A 14,999-nucleotide genomic window follows, 5' to 3' on the forward strand; every position below is an offset into this window, starting at 1 on the left:
AAACTCCCGCAAAAAGGAAACCCATGAGTGCCATCGTTGACATCGTAGGCCGCGAAGTGCTGGACAGCCGCGGCAACCCCACCGTCGAATGCGACGTGCTGCTGGAATCGGGCGTGATGGGCCGCGCCGCCGTGCCCTCGGGCGCCTCCACCGGCTCGCGCGAAGCCATCGAGCTGCGCGACGGCGACAAATCCCGCTACCTGGGCAAGGGCGTGCTCAAGGCCGTGGAGCACATCAACACCGAAATCAGCGAGGCCGTGCTCGGCCTGGACGCCTCCGAACAGGCCTTCCTCGACAAGACCCTGATCGACCTCGACGGTACCGACAACAAGAGCCGCCTGGGTGCCAACGCCATGCTGGCCGTTTCCATGGCCGTGGCCCGCGCCGCCGCCGAAGAGTCCGGCCTGCCCCTGTACCGCTACCTGGGCGGCATGGGCGGCATGCAACTGCCCGTGCCGATGATGAACGTCATCAACGGCGGCGCGCACGCCAACAACAGCCTGGACCTGCAAGAGTTCATGATCATCCCCGTGGGCGCCCCCTCCTTCCGCGAGGCCGTGCGCTGGGGCGCCGAGGTGTTTCACGCCCTGAAGAAGATCATCCACGACAAGGGCATGAGCACCGCCGTGGGCGATGAAGGCGGTTTCGCGCCTTCCGTGGAAAACCACGAAGCCGCCATCCAGCTGATCCTGCAGGCCATTGACGCCGCTGGCTACACCGCGGGCGAGCAGATCGCCCTGGGCCTGGACTGCGCCGCCAGCGAGTTCTACAAGGACGGCATGTACGTGCTCGAAGGCGAAGGCGGCCTGCGCCTGACGGCCCAGCAGTGGACCGACATGCTCGCCACCTGGTGCGACAAGTACCCCATCATCTCCATCGAGGACGGCATGCACGAGGGCGACTGGGAAGGCTGGAAGATCCTGACCGAGCGCCTGGGCAAGAACGTGCAGCTGGTGGGCGATGACCTGTTCGTCACCAACACCAAGATCCTGCAGGAAGGCATCGAGAAGAACATCGCCAACTCGATCCTCATCAAGATCAACCAGATCGGCACGCTGACCGAGACCTTCTCCGCCATCGAGATGGCCAAGCGCGCCGGCTACACCGCCGTGATCTCGCACCGCTCGGGCGAGACCGAGGACAGCACCATCGCCGACATCGCCGTGGGCACCAACGCCGGCCAGATCAAGACCGGATCGCTCTCGCGCTCGGACCGCATCGCCAAGTACAACCAGCTGCTGCGCATCGAGGAAGACCTGGGCGACATCGCCTACTACCCCGGCCGCCGCGCGTTCTACAACCTGCGCTGAACACGCCGTGCGCCGCACCATGCCCCGCCCCGCCCCACGGCTCGCCGCGGGGGGCTGCCGCCCTGCGGCGGCGTGGCTGCGGGCACGGTCCTAGACCATGGGACTGCGCCTCATCCCCGTCGTGCTGCTGGCCTTGCTGGTGGCCCTGCATGTCCAGCTCTGGTCCGGCCGGGGCAGCGTGCCGCGCGTCAAGGCCATGCAGAGCCAGCTCGACGCGCAGAAGGCCGCCAATGCCCAGGCCAGCCAGGCCAATGAGCGCCTGGCCTCCGAGGTGCACGACCTGAAGGAAGGCCTGGACATGGTCGAGGAGAAGGCCCGCAGCGAGCTGGGCATGGTCAAGCCGGGCGAGATCTACGTGCAGTTCACCCAGAAATAGGGGGCATCCCCCTGAGCGGCAACGCCGCTTCCCCCTTCTCTCGGCTTCGCCGGGAAGGGGGACGCCACCAGCGCGGCGGGGCGGCCCTTGCGCGGTGGCTGCTGGCCTGGGCCGCGCGCTGTGTCAGTGCAGCGTGGGAGAGGCCGGGGAGTCCGGCGTTTGCACCACGGGCGCAGCAGTGAACAGGCCTGCGGCATCCACCGCGTCGAAGCGGTACTGCTGGCCGCAGTATTCACAGCCCACCTCGATATGGCCCTGCTCGGCCAGGATGCTCTCGGCCTCGGCCGTGCCCAGGCTCTGCAGCATGCGGCCCACGCGCTCGCGGCTGCAGGTGCAGGCGAAGCGCGGGCCGTCCGCGCCCTGCCGGGGCTCGAAGCGCAGGAGCTTTTCTTCCCAGAACAGGCGGCGCAGGATGGTATCGGCGTCCAGCGTGAGCAGCTCCTCGCGCGTCAGGCTGGAGGCCAGGTGGGCGATGCGGTTGTAATCCTCGTTGCGGCCGATCTGGTCTTCGTTCTCGCTGTGGGTCAGCGCGCCGGCCAGGTTGCCCTCGCCCTTGATGGGCATGCGCTGGATCAGCAGACCGGCGGCCACCTTGTCGTCGGCCGCCAGCACCAGCACGGTGTCGAGCTGCTCGGACTGCAGCATGTAGTGCTGCAGCACGTCGGACAGGCGTTCAAGCTTTTCATGCCGGTCGCCATGCAGCGGCACCACGCCCTGGTAGGGCTGCTGGCCGGGCAGGCGGTCCTGCGGGTCGAGCGTGATGGCGCAGCGCCCGCCGCCGCCCACGTTGAGCATCTGGCTCAGGCGCGCGCCGTCCGGTACCTCGCCGTTGACCGTGGCCGTGGCGCGCAGCGCCAGGTCGGACTGCACCTCGGCCACCGCCAGCTTGACGGGGCCATCGCCGAACACCTGCAGCACCAGCGCGCCGTTGAACTTGATGTTGGACTGCATGAGCACGGCGGCCGCCGCCATCTCGCCCAGCATCTCGCGCACGGGTGCCGGGTAGGCGCCCGTGGCGGTGTTGCCGGCACGGCGCGCCAGGATGTCGGTCCAGGCGTCGGTCAGGCGCACCAGCATGCCGCGCACGGGCAGGCCATCGAAAAGAAACTTGTGGAGTTCAGACACGCGGGGAATCTCGGAAAAGGGTTCAGCCGATCTTGCGCAGGCCGCTCTGGAAACGGCGCGCGTTCTCGATGTAGTGCAGCGCGCTCATGCGCAGACCATCCATCTGTTCGGGGGTGAGTTGGCGCACCACCTTGGCGGGGCTGCCGATGATCATGGAGCCGTCGGGGAACTCCTTGCCCTCGGTGACCAGCGCGCCGGCACCCACCAGGCAGTTCTTGCCAATCTTCGCGCCGTTGAGGATGACGGCGCCGATGCCGATCAGCGACTCGTCGCCGATGGTGCAGCCGTGCAGCATCACCTGGTGGCCCACGGTCACGCGCTCGCCCACCACCAGGGGCTTGCCGAAGTCGGCGTGCAGCACGCTTGCGTCCTGGATGTTGGAGCCCGCGCCGATGGTGATGCTCTCGGTGTCGCCGCGCACCACGGTGCCGAACCAGACGCTGGCGTCCTCACCCAGCGTCACCTTGCCCATCACCTGCGCGCTGTCGGCCACCCAGCTCGAAGCCGCCACCTGCGGCGCCACGCCGTCGAGTTCGTAAATCGCCATGCACCCACTCCCGCAAAAAAAAAGAAGCTGCCTTCGGTTACAAAGCGACGACTCGCTCCGGATGGCAGCACCTAGAATTGTAAGGATGGAGCTTCGCCACCGCGCACTGCAGGTCTTGTGCCTCTCGGACCCTGAGCAAAAAGTGGCTCAAACCCTTGAGCTGCAAGCGCAAGCAGCTCATTTTTCAATAGCAGACCAGGCTCCGTCCACGGACGGATTGACCCTGCCCGGCCACCCCGAGCGCCCCGAACTGCGCAGCCACACCGAGATGGCCCGGCGCTCGCCCGCCACCCCCGAAGGCCGGGCCGTGCTGCTGCATGCCATCGCGCACATCGAGTTCAACGCCATCAACCTCGCGCTCGACGCCGTCTGGCGCTTCGACGGCATGCCGCGCCCGTACTACCTCGACTGGCTGCGCGTGGCGGCCGAGGAGGCGCGCCATTTCCAAATGCTGCGCGACCATCTGCGCGGCCAGGGCCGTGACTACGGCGACTACCCTGCCCACCAGGGCCTGTGGACCATGTGCGAGAAGACGCGGCACGACGCCACCGCGCGCATGGCGCTGGTGCCGCGCACCATGGAGGCGCGCGGCCTGGACGCCACGCCCCTCATCCAGCGCAAGCTGCGCCAGGTGGGCACGCCCGATGCGCTGGCCGCCGCCCGCATCCTGGACGTGATCCTGGAGGAAGAAGTGGGCCATGTGGCCATTGGCAACCACTGGTACCGCTGGCTGTGCGAGCGCCAGGGCCTGGAGCCAGAATCGCACTACGCCACCCTGGTCCGCCGCCACGAAGCGCCGCGCCTCAAGCCCCCCTTCAACGAAGCGGCCCGGCGCCAGGCGGGTTTCAGCGAGACCGAACTGCGATGGCTGCAGCACGGCTGAACCGTCCAATTCTTCCTACAATCACGGCCCGACCCCTTGCCACACACCCATCCAGCGAAGATTCACAACATGTCGAGCACCACCGCACCCGGAACCACCAACGCACCGGACGCCAGCCTGACATCCGTGGCCCTGATCGCGCGCCAGGCCATCGTGAATGCGCAGCATGTCGTGATCGGCTATGAACTGTTCAATCGCTCGCGCACCGGCCCCATGCACACGGCCGCCACCGATGTGGCGCTGGTCTTCACCGCCCTCTCGCACGCCGGCACGGACGAACTGGTGGGCAAGAAGCTCATCTTCGTCAACTGCACGCACGAAAGCCTGACCGGCGGCCACCTCGAACTCATCGACCCCGACAAGGTGGTGCTGGAGATCCCGCCGCTGGGCCATGCCGCCGCCGAGGAAGTGGCGGCGCGCCTGCCCATCCTCACGGGCCTGCGCGAACGGGGCTTTCACCTGGCCTTCACCCACACGGTGCTGCAGTCCACCTACGCCTCCTGGCTGCCGCTGGCCGACTACATCAAGCTGGACCTCTCGGTGCTCGCGCCCGACCAGCTGGCCGTGCTGATCAGCTACGCCAACCGCCATTCGCAGGCCGAGCTGATCGCCGAGAAGGTGGAGACCGCGCAGCAGTACGACGCCGCCTCCAGCCAGGGCATACAGATGTTCCAGGGCTACTGGTTCGCGCGCCCCTCGCTAGTGCACGCCAAGCTGGTGGCCCCCGGGCAGGCCAGCATCCTCGAACTCATCAACCTGGTGCGCAAGCAGGCCAGCACCGACGAGATCGAGGAGGTGCTCAAGAAGGACGCGGGCCTGGCCTTCAACCTGATGCGCCTCATCAACTCCTCGGGCTTCGGCCTGACGCGCGAGATCACTTCCTTCCGCCAGGCCGTGATGCTGATGGGCCTCAAGAAGCTGTTCCGCTGGGCCGCGCTGCTGCTCACCGCCTCGCGCACCAGCGGCACGCCCTCCTCCGTGGGCCAGACGGCCGTCGTGCGCGGGCGGCTCATGGAGCTGCTGGCGCTCGAAACCCTGTCGCAGGAAGAAGCCGACGAGGCCTTCGTGGTGGGCATCTTCTCCATGCTTGACACCATGCTGAGCATGCCCATGGCGTCGGCGCTGAACCTGCTGAGCGTGCCCGACAGCGTGAGCGCCGCGCTGCTGCGCCGCGAAGGCTTCCTGGGCGACCTGCTCACGCTGGTCGAGGCCTGCGAATCCAGCGACGACGCGGCCTTCAACCACGCCGCGGGCACCCTGCACCTGAGCAGCCAGCAGATCAACGGGGCGCACCTGCAGGCCCTCGCCTGGGCGGATCACGTCATCGACTGAGCGCCGAAACCCAAGGGGGAACGCAGGCGCGCCGATTCACCCTAGAATCAGGCGAAAGACACCACGCACTCCCCCATGTCCAGTATTCCCGAGCCAGACACCGCGCCTTCTCCAGAAACCGTCACGGACGAGGGTTCCGCTGCGCTGATCGCGCGCCAGGCCATCGTGGACGAGCACCGCGCGGTATTCGGCTATGAGCTGTACGACCGCTCCACGGGCGACAACCACACCGCCGCCAGCGACGCAGCCCTGCTGTTCAACGCCCTCTCCCATGGCGACGCCGATCTCCTGGCGGGCAAGAAGCTGGTCTTCATCAACTGCACGCACGAGAGCCTGGCCTCGGGCCACCTGGAGCTGATCCACCCCGATAAGGTGGTGCTCAAGGTGCCCACGCTGCCCGAAGGCGCCAGCATCGAGGACATCGAGCACACCGTGGACCTGTTCGCGTCGCTCACCAAGCGGGGATTCCGCCTGGCCTTCAACCAGAACGTGCTGCGCCGCGCCTACGCCGCCTGGCTGCCCCACGCCTCTTACATCAAGCTCGACATGACGGCCTTCCGGCCCGAGATGGCGGCGCCGCTGGTGAAGTTCGCCACGCTCAACAGCAAGGCCCAGCTGGTGGCCGAAAAGGTGGAATCCGCCGAGCAATACCAGCTCATGGCGGACCTGGGCGTCAAGCTCTTCCAGGGCTACTGGTTCGCCAAGCCGGCCATCGTGCAGGCCAAGACCATCCGGCCCTCGCAGGCCATCATCATCCAGCTCATCAACCTGGTGCGCAAACAGGCCAGCTCGGCCGAGATCGAGGAACTCCTCAAGAAGGACCCCACGCTCTCGTTCAACCTGCTGCGCTTCATCAATTCCTCGGGCTTCGGCCTGTCGTGCGAGATCACATCCTTCCGGCACGCTGTGATGATCCTGGGCCTGAAGAAGCTCTTTCGCTGGGCCTCGCTGCTGCTGACCACCTCGCGCGGCGGCAGCGCGCCCGCCGTGGGCACCACCGCCGTGGTGCGCGGCCGCCTCATGGAACTGCTGGCCACCGAGATGCTCTCGCCCGAGGAATGCGACAACGCCTTCGTCGTCGGCGTGTTCTCGCTGCTCGACGCCATGCTGGGCATCCCGATCGACAAGGCCCTGGAGTCCGTGGCCCTGCCCGAGCCCGTGGTCGAGGCCCTGCTGCACGACACCGGCGTCTTCGCGCCCTTCCTCGCGCTCGCCAAGGCCTGCGAAAGCGGTGACGACGCGGCCTTCGCGCACAACATCGAGCTGCTGCACCTCTCGGGCCACCAGGTCAACATGGCCCACCTGCAGGCCCTGGCCTGGGCCGACAGCCTGGGCGCGGAATAAGCCTCAGCCGCGCGGGTGGTGCCGCGCGTGCAGCTGCCGCAGGCGCTCGCGCGCCACATGGGTGTAGATGGTGGTGGTGGAAATGTCGGCATGCCCCAGCAGCAACTGCACCACGCGCAGGTCGGCGCCGTGGTTGAGCAGGTGCGTGGCGAACGCGTGGCGCAGGGTGTGCGGTGACAGCGGCGCGGTGATGCCCGCCGCCCGCGCGTGCTTTTTCACGACGACCCAGAACATCACGCGCGTCATGCCCGCGCCGCGCGCCGTCACGAACAGGTCGTCGGTCTGCTGCCCGGCCAGGATGGCGCCGCGCGCGTCGCGCAGGTAGCGCTCCAGCCACTGGCGCGCCACCTCGCCAAAGGGCACCAGACGCTCCTTGCCACCCTTGCCCATCACGCGCAAAACGCCCTCGTTCAGCCCCAGGTTCCAGGTCTTGAGCGTCACCAGCTCGGTCACGCGCAGGCCGCTGGCGTACATCAGTTCCAGCATGGCCCGGTCGCGCAGGCCCAGGGGCGTGTCCACCTCGGGCGCGACGAGCAGCGCCTCCACCTGCGCCTGCGTGAGCGTCTTGGGCACGCGCAGCGGCTGGCGCGCCGCCTGCAGGCGCACCGTGGGGTCCTGCTGGATGCGCCGCTCGCGCAGCGCCCAGTGGAAGTAGCGCCGCAGCACCGTCAGGCGCCGGTTGGCCGTGGTGGCGCGGGTCGCCGCGTGGCGCTCGGCGAAATAGCCCTGGAGGTGGTGTTCGGCCGTGCCGTCCAGGGCCTGCGCGGGCTGCTGCCGGGCCAGCCACTGCGCGTACAGCGTGAGGTCGCGCCGGTAGGCCGCCAGGGTGTTGCGCGAGAGACCGTCCTCCAGCCACAGGGCATCCACGAAGGCATCGATGGCGGACTGGCTGTTCTGGAGATCGGCGGACATGCGGGAACCATAGCGCAAAAAAAAGGCCCTGCCAGCGCGCGCTGGCAGGGCCTCTGGGAGGATGCCGGTCAGTTGAGGTTGAGCTTCTGCTGCTCGACCACCTTCTTGTAGACCTCGAACTCGGCCTTGATCTGCGCGCCGAACTGCTCGGGCGTGTTGGCCACGATGAGCGAGCCCGTGTCCTCGATGCGCTTCTTCACGGCCGGGTCTTCCAGGGCTTTGCGCACGGCCGCGTTGACCTTGTCCACCACCTCCTTGGGCAGGCCCTTGGGGCCGACGATGCCGTAGTAGGCCATGCGGTTGACGGGCTCCAGCCCCAGCTCCTTGAAGGTGGGCACGTTGGGCAGGCCCGCCACGCGCTGGGGCGCGGCCACCACGATGGGCACGAGGCGGTTTTCCTTGATGAAGGGCAGCGCCGAGGGCAGGTTGTCGAAGATGATGGGCACCTGGCCGGCCACCGTGTCATTGAGCGCGGGGCCCGCGCCACGGTAGGGGATGTGCGTCATGAAGGTGCCGCTGAGGTTTTTGTACAGCTCGGTCTGCAGGTGGCCGATGCCGCCCGTGCCCGACGAGGCATAGGAATGCTTGCCGGGGTTGCGTTTCACCTCGGCCACGAAAGCCGCATAGTCCTTGGCCGGGAAGCTCGGGTGCACCGCGATGATGTTGGGCGTGGCCGCGATGTTGACGATGGGCGTGAAGTCGGTCAGCGGGTTGTACGGCGTCTTGGGGTTGATGGCCGGGTTGGCCGCCGTGGTGGACACCGTGGCCATGCCGAGCGCATAGCCGTCGGCCATCGCCTTGGCCGTCTCGTTGGCGCCGATGATGCCACCGCCACCCGCCTTGTTCTCCACCACCACGGGCTGGCCCAGCGCCTTGCCCAGCGGGTCGGAAATCACCCGCGCGATGATGTCGGTCGTGCCGCCCGGCGCGAACGGCACCACCAGCTTCACGGGCTTGTTCGGGTAGCCCTGGGCGAGGGCGGTGCCTGCGGCGGCAGCCAGGGCCAGGCCCAACCAGCTTCTACGATGCATACATGTCTCCTTGTTATGGATGGAACAGGGCACATCCTATACGCAGAGGGCCTGCCCCGCAGGCTTGCCCCAGGGTGCCCATGGGTCATGGGTGCTCGCACCCGAGCCCCCGGCCCGGGCAATCCCGGCGTGACAGCGCGGCGGTGCGTGCCACGGTATCCTGCGCACCGTGAACTACGCGCAACTGCTCTTCCCGGATTTTTCGCTCATCCTCTGCGGCTACCTCATCTGCCGCTACACCGCCCTCAACCGCACGGTCTGGCAGCCCGTGGAAAGCCTGGTGTACTACCTGCTCTTTCCGGTGCTGCTGTTCCAATCCATCGTCAAGAGCCCGATCGACCTGAACGCAGCCTCGGGGCTGATGGCGGCCGGCCTGCTCTCGGGCCTGTGCGGCATCGGCCTGGCCTACGCACTGCCCCACCTGCCCTGGCTGGGCAAGCACCTCGATCCGCGCGACCACGCCGCGAGCGCGCAGGTGGCCTTCCGCTTCAACTCCTTCATCGGCCTGGCGCTGGCCGAGCGCGTGGCCGGCAGCCAGGGCCTGCTGATGATCGCCGTGCTCATCGGCGTGTGCGTGCCGCTGTTCAACGTGGCCGCCGTCTGGCCCATGGCGCGCCAGGGCAAGCACAGCTTCGCGCGCGAGCTGCTGCGCAACCCGCTGATCCTGGCCACGGCCACGGGCCTGGTGGCCAATCTGCTGGGCTTTCGCATTCCGGGATGGATGGAGCCCACCGTCCACCGCATCGGCGCCGCCTCGCTGGCGCTGGGCCTGATGGCCGCGGGCGCGGGCATGCAGTTCGGGCTGCTCCAGCGCAGCAAGCTGCTGTCGCTGTCGGTGCTGTCCATCCGCCATTTGGTGCAGCCGCTCATCGCCCTGGGTGTGGCCTGGCTGCTGCGCCTGGACCCGGTGCAGACCACGGTGCTGCTGGCCTTCTCGGCCCTGCCCACGGCCTCCACCTGCTACGTGCTGGCCGCGCGCATGGGCTACAACGGGCCGTATGTGGCGGGTCTGGTCACGCTCTCGACGCTGCTGGGGCTGGCGAGCCTGCCCTTCGCGCTCGGGGTGCTGCGGTGAAGGGCACGGCCTCTCCCGCGCCGGACATGCCGCGCCGGCGCTGGCTGGCCGCCTGCCTGCTCGTGGCGTCGCTCGCCGCCTGCGGACGCAAGGCGCCGCGCGCCCAGGCCGTGCCACGCGAGGCCACGGTGCTGGCGCTGGGCGATTCACTCACCTCGGGCGTGGGCGCATCGGCCGACACGGCCTACCCCGCCGAATTGCAGCGCCTGACCGGCTGGACGGTGGTGAACGGCGGTGTGTCTGGCAACACCTCAGCACAGGCGCTGGAGCGGCTGCCCGATCTGCTGCGGCGGCACCAGCCGCAGCTCGTCATCGTCAGCATCGGCGGCAATGATTTTCTGCGCCGCCAGGGCACCAGCGCCACGCGCGACCGGGTGCGCCAGATCTGCGAGCAGGTCCGCGCCAGCGGTGCCCAGGTACTGCTGGTGGCCGTGCCCGAGCTGTCCTTGCTGGCGGCGGCGGGCCGGCTGAGCGACCACGCGCTGTACAAGGACATCGCGGACGAACTCCGCATCCCGCTGCACCGCGAGGGCTGGTCGACCGTGCTGGCCGACGCCCGCCTGCGGTCCGACCCCATCCATGCCAACGCGGCGGGGTACGCGCAGTTTGCGCGGGGGCTGGTGGACACGCTGCGCGACACCGGCCTTCTGGCGCACTAGATTTGCTATTTTTTTAATAGCTTGCGGCGCTTTCCAGCAAAGCGCTGCAGGCCGATTTCATTCGAAACCCCGCTGGGCCAGCGCCCATTCCACATGCTCGCGCACCAGGGCGCTCTCGTGCTGCGCGCGCGACTGCAGCGCCGCGCGCACGCCAGCGTCGCCCGTGGCGCGCAGCGCGTTGCCCAGCGCCACGGCGATGTTGCGCAGCCAGCGCTCGTGGCCGATGCGGCGGATCGGCCCGCCCTCGGTCAGGCGCAGGAAGGTGGGCTCGTCCCAGGCGAACAGGTGCACCAGCTGCTGGCCCGTGAGTCCGGCACGCGCGTCGAAGTCGGGCAACTGGCTGGGCTGGGCGTATTTGTTCCAGGGGCAGACGAGCTGGCAGTCGTCGCAGCCGTAGATGCGGTTGGCCAGCAAGGGCCGCAGCTCCAGCGGGATGGGGCCGGAGTGCTCGATGGTCAGGTAGGAGATGCAGCGCCGTGCATCGAGCCGGTAGGGCGCGATGATGGCCTTGGTGGGGCACACGTCCATGCAGGCCTGGCAGGTGCCGCAGTGCGCGGTGACGGGCGCGCTCGGCTCCAGGGGCATGTCCACGTAGATCTCGCCCAGGAAGAACATCGAGCCGCCCTCGCGGTTGAGCACCAGCGTGTGCTTGCCGCGCCAGCCCTGGCCGCTGCGCCGGGCCAGCTCGGCCTCCAGCACCGGTGCCGAGTCGGTGAACACGCGGTGCCCGAGCGGCCCCACGGCCTCGGCGATGCGGTCGCAGAGCTTCTGCAGCCGCGCGCGCAGCACCTTGTGGTAGTCGCGCCCGCGGGCATAGACCGAGACGATGGCCTCATCGGGGCGCTGCAACCGGTCGAATTCGACGGCCTGCCAGCCCGGCGGCACATCGACGGGCGTATCGCGCGGCAGGTAGTCCATGCGCGCGGTGATCACGCTCACCGTGCCGGGCACCAGCTCGGCCGGGCGCGCGCGCTTGAGGCCGTGCGCCTCCATGTAATGCATCTCGCCATGGAACCCCTGGGCCAGCCATTGCATCAATCCTTCCTCCGCGGAAGACAGATCCACACCGGCCACGCCGATTTGGGAGAATCCCAGCTCGCGCGCCCACTGCTGAATTTGAGGAACCCATTGACTGCTGCTGACCACCATCGCCCGATTGTAGAAAGCGCCCCCCAATCCGCCGTCGCACAAGCCACCTGGCGCAGTGAGGACGATACGGCTGCATTCGCCCGGCAACTGGCCGCGCAGCCGCTGCTGGCCAACGCCTTCATCACCCTGCACGGCGACCTGGGCGCGGGCAAGACCACGCTGGTGCGCCACCTGCTGCGCGCGCTGGGCGTGCAGGGCCGCATCAAGAGCCCGACCTACGCCGTGGTCGAGCCGCACGAGGCGCCCGACCTGCATATCTGGCACTTCGACTTCTACCGCTTCAACGACCCGCGCGAGTGGGAAGACGCGGGTTTTCGCGACGTGTTTGCCAGCCAGGGGCTGAAACTGGCAGAATGGCCGGAAAAGGCCGCAGCGCTGATCCCTGCTGCGGATGTTGCTATCCACATTGAAGCACTGGACGAGGATGCGCGGCAGGTCACCCTGCGCGCCCACACCCCCCTCGGCCTCCGCCTGCTGCAAGGATTGAGCGCATGACACTTCCGCCCCGCCACCGCACCGCGCCCGCTGCCTCCGGCCAGCCCTCGCGCCGTGCGCTGCTGCAGGCGGGCGGCCTGGTGCTGCTGCTGGGCACGCAGCAGATCGCGCGCGGTGCCTCCATCGTCGCGGTGCGCGTGTGGCCCGCGGCCGAATACTCGCGCGTCACCATCGAATCCGACCAGCCCCTGCGCGCCAAGAAGCTCTTCGTCGCCGCGCCGCCGCGCCTGGCGGTGGACATCGAGGGCATCGACCTCAACCCCGCGCTGCGCGAGCTGGTGGCCAAGGTGCGGCCGGACGACCCCAACATCGCCGGCATCCGCGTGGGCCAGTATGCGCCCGGCGTGGTGCGCCTGGTGGTGGACCTCAAGCACCCCGCCCTGCCCCAGGTGTTCGCGCTCGAACCCGTGGCTGCCTACGGCCACCGGCTGGTGTTCGACCTCTACCCCGAGAACGCCATCGACCCGCTCGAATCGCTGATCGCCGAGCGCCTGCGCGAGAAAACGCCGGAACCCGCCACCGCCGCCACCGCCGCCAGCGGCGCGGCCGGCGCCAGCCAGGCCGCCGTGGCGGCGCAGCCCGCCGCCTCCGACCCCGGCCACGACCCGCTGGGCGAGCTGATCGCCCGCGCCGACACCCCGCGCAAGGCCGCCAGCCCGGCCACGCCCGCACCGGCCAGCGCGGCGCGCCAGACCGACCGCATCATCATCATCGCCCTCGACCCCGGCCACGGCGGCGAGGACCCCGGCGCCGTCGGCCCCGGCGGCACGCGCGAGAAGGACGTGGTGCTCAAGGTCGCCCATCTGCTGCGCGAACGCATCAACGCCACCAGCGTGGGTGGCAACCCCATGCGCGCCTACCTCACGCGCGACGGTGACTACTTCGTGCCCCTGGCCACGCGCGTGCAGAAAGCCCGCCGGGTGCAGGCCGACCTGTTCGTAAGCATCCACGCCGATGCCTTCACCAACCCCGACGCGCGCGGCGCCAGCGTGTTCGCGCTGAGCCAGGGCGGCGCATCCAGCTCGGCCGCGCGCTGGCTGGCCAACAAGGAAAACCAGGCCGACCTGGTGGGCGGCCTGAACGTGCGCGCCAAGGACCGCCATGTGCAGAGCGCCCTGCTCGACATGAGCACCACGGCACAGATCAACGACAGCCTCAAGCTCGGCAGCGTGCTGCTGGGCGAGATCGGCAACGTGGGCAAGCTGCACAAGCCGCGCGTGGAACAGGCCGGCTTCGCCGTGCTCAAGGCCCCCGACATCCCCAGCGTGCTGGTGGAAACCGCCTTCATCAGCAACCCCCAGGAAGAAGCCAAGCTGCGCACCAGCGCCTACCAGGAAGAGCTGGCCGACGCGCTGATGCGCGGCATCACGCGCTACTTCGCCAAGAACCCGCCGCTGGCACGCAGCCGCACGGTGTAGCCAGGGCAACGCCCCCTGTTCACTGCCGCGAGACAGCGGTACATTGACAGGCATATCACTTCCTGTTTGCTGCACCACGCTGCCCATGAAACTGGCGCAATCCAGGCCAGCGGCCACCGTGCAAGGGCCGTCCCGCCGCACCGGCGGCGTCCCCCTTCCGCATCGCGCAGCGATGCCTGAGAAGGGGGAATGGCGCGCAGCGCCACAGGGGGTTGTTTCATCTCAGGAAGGAGACAAGCCATGGCACAGCCCCACGCTCAGTCCGGCCAGATCGTCAGCGTGCGCCCCCTGGGCGCCCAGCTCGCGCAGGCCAGCAGCACCGCCATCCTGAAGGCGGGCCAGCTTGAAGTCATGCGCATCGTGCTGCACACGGGCAAATCCATGCCCGAGCACATGACGCGCGGCGAAGCCACCGTGCAGTGCCTCGAAGGCGAGGTGCAGTTCCAGGGCCACACCGGCATCCAGCGCATGGAGCCCGGCGACTTCGTGCACCTGGAGCCGCGCGCGCTGCGCGCGCTCACGGCGGTGCGCGATGCCTCGCTGCTGGTGACCTTGTGTTTGCAGCCGGGGTAACTGCGTCGCCATCGACAAAAATCGGCGTCGGCGCTTATGCATCAAGCGCCAGTAGCTATCATTTAAGTAGCGATCAGGCCAGCTTGGTCTTGCGCCCCGCGCGCCAGGCGCCAAAGATGGCGATCAGCCCCGGCACGAGGATCAGCCCCCAGATGATCTTGTCCAGGTGTTCGCGCACCCAGGCCAGGTTGCCGAAGAAGTAGCCCGCCGTGCAGATGCCCAGCACCCACAGCAGCGCGCCGCCCACATTGAAGGCGGTGAACTTGCCCCGGTCCATCGCGGCCACGCCCGCCACGAAGGGCGCGAAGGTGCGGATGAACGGCATGAAGCGCGCCAGCACGATGGTGATGCCGCCGTAGCGCTCGTAGAAGTCGTGCGCCTGGTCGAAGGCGCGGCGGTTGAACCAGCGCGAGCTTTCCCACTGGAACACCTTGGGCCCGAAGTAGCGGCCGATCGAGTAATTGCACTGGTCCCCCAGGATGGCGGCCACCAGCAGCACCGTGACTGCGGGGGCGAATTCCATCAGCCCGGCGCCGCACAGCGCGCCCACGATGAACAGCAGCGAATCCCCCGGCAGGAAGGGCATGACGACCACGCCCGTCTCCACGAACACGATGATGAACAGCAGCGCATACACCCACACGCCATAGGCGGCCACGAAGGCTTCGAGGTGCTTGTCCACGTGCAGGATAAAGTCGATCAGGAAGGCAATGATTTCCATGGGGTGCGGTCGATGAGCAGCGCGCATTATCCCCACCTAGAATCCGGCG

General features: G+C 68.4%; 16 protein-coding genes. 10 read left to right on the forward strand and 6 right to left on the reverse strand.

The window, feature by feature from the left end; translation table 11 throughout:
* The first annotated feature begins 23 nt into the window (after positions 1–23).
* Together eno and D8S75_RS08855 are read left to right on the forward strand one after the other, a co-directional pair.
* Positions 24–1,310 (forward strand): phosphopyruvate hydratase, encoded by a 1,287-nt coding sequence (eno, locus tag D8S75_RS08850; protein ID WP_119965939.1) that lies wholly within the window; start codon positions 24–26, stop codon positions 1,308–1,310.
* A 97-nt stretch (positions 1,311–1,407) separates the two neighbouring features.
* Positions 1,408–1,686 carry an FtsB family cell division protein gene (locus D8S75_RS08855; protein WP_119965941.1) on the forward strand — a complete coding sequence of 93 codons (279 nt, stop codon included), beginning with the start codon at positions 1,408–1,410 and terminating at the stop codon, positions 1,684–1,686.
* A 123-nt stretch (positions 1,687–1,809) separates the two neighbouring features.
* Here D8S75_RS08855 and hslO read toward each other — a convergent pair whose 3' ends face one another.
* Together hslO and D8S75_RS08865 are read right to left on the reverse strand one after the other, a co-directional pair.
* Positions 1,810–2,811: an Hsp33 family molecular chaperone HslO gene (gene hslO / locus D8S75_RS08860; RefSeq protein WP_119965943.1), complete on the reverse strand. Its 1,002-nt coding sequence runs from the start codon at positions 2,809–2,811 to the stop codon at positions 1,810–1,812.
* Between the two features lie 22 nt (positions 2,812–2,833).
* Positions 2,834–3,358 carry a gamma carbonic anhydrase family protein gene (locus D8S75_RS08865; protein WP_119965944.1) on the reverse strand — a complete coding sequence of 175 codons (525 nt, stop codon included), beginning with the start codon at positions 3,356–3,358 and terminating at the stop codon, positions 2,834–2,836.
* An 85-nt stretch (positions 3,359–3,443) separates the two neighbouring features.
* Between D8S75_RS08865 and D8S75_RS08870 the strand changes: the two genes are divergently transcribed.
* The 3 genes from D8S75_RS08870 (at position 3,444) to D8S75_RS08880 (ending at position 6,917) form a co-directional block, all read left to right on the forward strand.
* Positions 3,444–4,241 carry a ferritin-like domain-containing protein gene (locus tag D8S75_RS08870; RefSeq protein WP_119965945.1) on the forward strand — a complete coding sequence of 266 codons (798 nt, stop codon included), beginning with the start codon at positions 3,444–3,446 and terminating at the stop codon, positions 4,239–4,241.
* A gap of 69 nt (positions 4,242–4,310) precedes the next feature.
* On the forward strand, positions 4,311–5,573 hold the full coding sequence (locus D8S75_RS08875; protein ID WP_119965947.1) for an EAL and HDOD domain-containing protein: 1,263 nt from the start codon (positions 4,311–4,313) through the stop codon (positions 5,571–5,573).
* 75 nt (positions 5,574–5,648) lie between these two features.
* Complete coding sequence (locus tag D8S75_RS08880; protein ID WP_119965949.1) at positions 5,649–6,917, forward strand: EAL and HDOD domain-containing protein; 1,269 nt, start codon at positions 5,649–5,651, stop codon at positions 6,915–6,917.
* A gap of 3 nt (positions 6,918–6,920) precedes the next feature.
* Here the strand turns inward: D8S75_RS08880 and xerD are convergent, their stop codons facing one another.
* A complete protein-coding gene (gene xerD, locus D8S75_RS08885) occupies positions 6,921–7,829 on the reverse strand; it encodes a site-specific tyrosine recombinase XerD (RefSeq protein ID WP_119965950.1) in 909 nt (302 codons plus the stop codon).
* A 68-nt stretch (positions 7,830–7,897) separates the two neighbouring features.
* Positions 7,898–8,860: a tripartite tricarboxylate transporter substrate binding protein BugE gene (locus D8S75_RS08890; RefSeq protein WP_119965952.1), complete on the reverse strand. Its 963-nt coding sequence runs from the start codon at positions 8,858–8,860 to the stop codon at positions 7,898–7,900.
* Between the two features lie 169 nt (positions 8,861–9,029).
* Here D8S75_RS08890 and D8S75_RS08895 point away from each other — a divergent pair, with 169 nt between their 5' ends.
* The gene (locus tag D8S75_RS08895; RefSeq protein WP_119965954.1) at positions 9,030–9,935 is read left to right on the forward strand and encodes an AEC family transporter; all 906 of its coding nucleotides are present in this window, start codon (positions 9,030–9,032) and stop codon (positions 9,933–9,935) included.
* Positions 9,932–10,594, forward strand: coding sequence for a DUF459 domain-containing protein (locus tag D8S75_RS08900; protein WP_370807509.1), 663 nt, complete (start codon positions 9,932–9,934; stop codon positions 10,592–10,594). Before D8S75_RS08895 ends, D8S75_RS08900 begins: the two co-directional genes overlap by 4 nt.
* Before the next feature lie 57 nt (positions 10,595–10,651).
* Here D8S75_RS08900 and queG read toward each other — a convergent pair whose 3' ends face one another.
* Entirely contained in the window at positions 10,652–11,710 is a 1,059-nt protein-coding gene (gene queG / locus D8S75_RS08905; protein WP_119966112.1) for a tRNA epoxyqueuosine(34) reductase QueG, read from the reverse strand.
* 12 nt (positions 11,711–11,722) lie between these two features.
* On the opposite strand from queG, the gene tsaE reads away from it, so the two are divergent.
* From tsaE to D8S75_RS08920, 3 genes are all read left to right on the forward strand, one after another.
* Positions 11,723–12,238, forward strand: a complete 516-nt coding sequence (gene tsaE / locus D8S75_RS08910; RefSeq protein ID WP_119965956.1) for a tRNA (adenosine(37)-N6)-threonylcarbamoyltransferase complex ATPase subunit type 1 TsaE — start codon at positions 11,723–11,725, stop codon at positions 12,236–12,238.
* Entirely contained in the window at positions 12,235–13,656 is a 1,422-nt protein-coding gene (locus D8S75_RS08915) for an N-acetylmuramoyl-L-alanine amidase (RefSeq protein WP_119965957.1), read from the forward strand. The genes tsaE and D8S75_RS08915 overlap by 4 nt, the downstream gene beginning before the upstream one ends.
* Positions 13,657–13,896: 240 nt before the next feature.
* Entirely contained in the window at positions 13,897–14,229 is a 333-nt protein-coding gene (locus D8S75_RS08920; protein ID WP_119965958.1) for a cupin domain-containing protein, read from the forward strand.
* A gap of 73 nt (positions 14,230–14,302) precedes the next feature.
* Here D8S75_RS08920 and D8S75_RS08925 read toward each other — a convergent pair whose 3' ends face one another.
* A complete protein-coding gene (locus D8S75_RS08925; RefSeq protein WP_119965960.1) occupies positions 14,303–14,950 on the reverse strand; it encodes a DedA family protein in 648 nt (215 codons plus the stop codon).
* Between the last annotated feature and the right edge of the window lie 49 nt (positions 14,951–14,999).

The sequence above is a fragment of the Simplicispira lacusdiani genome (genome assembly GCF_003604195.1).
GTDB lineage: Bacteria > Pseudomonadota > Gammaproteobacteria > Burkholderiales > Burkholderiaceae_C > Simplicispira > Simplicispira lacusdiani.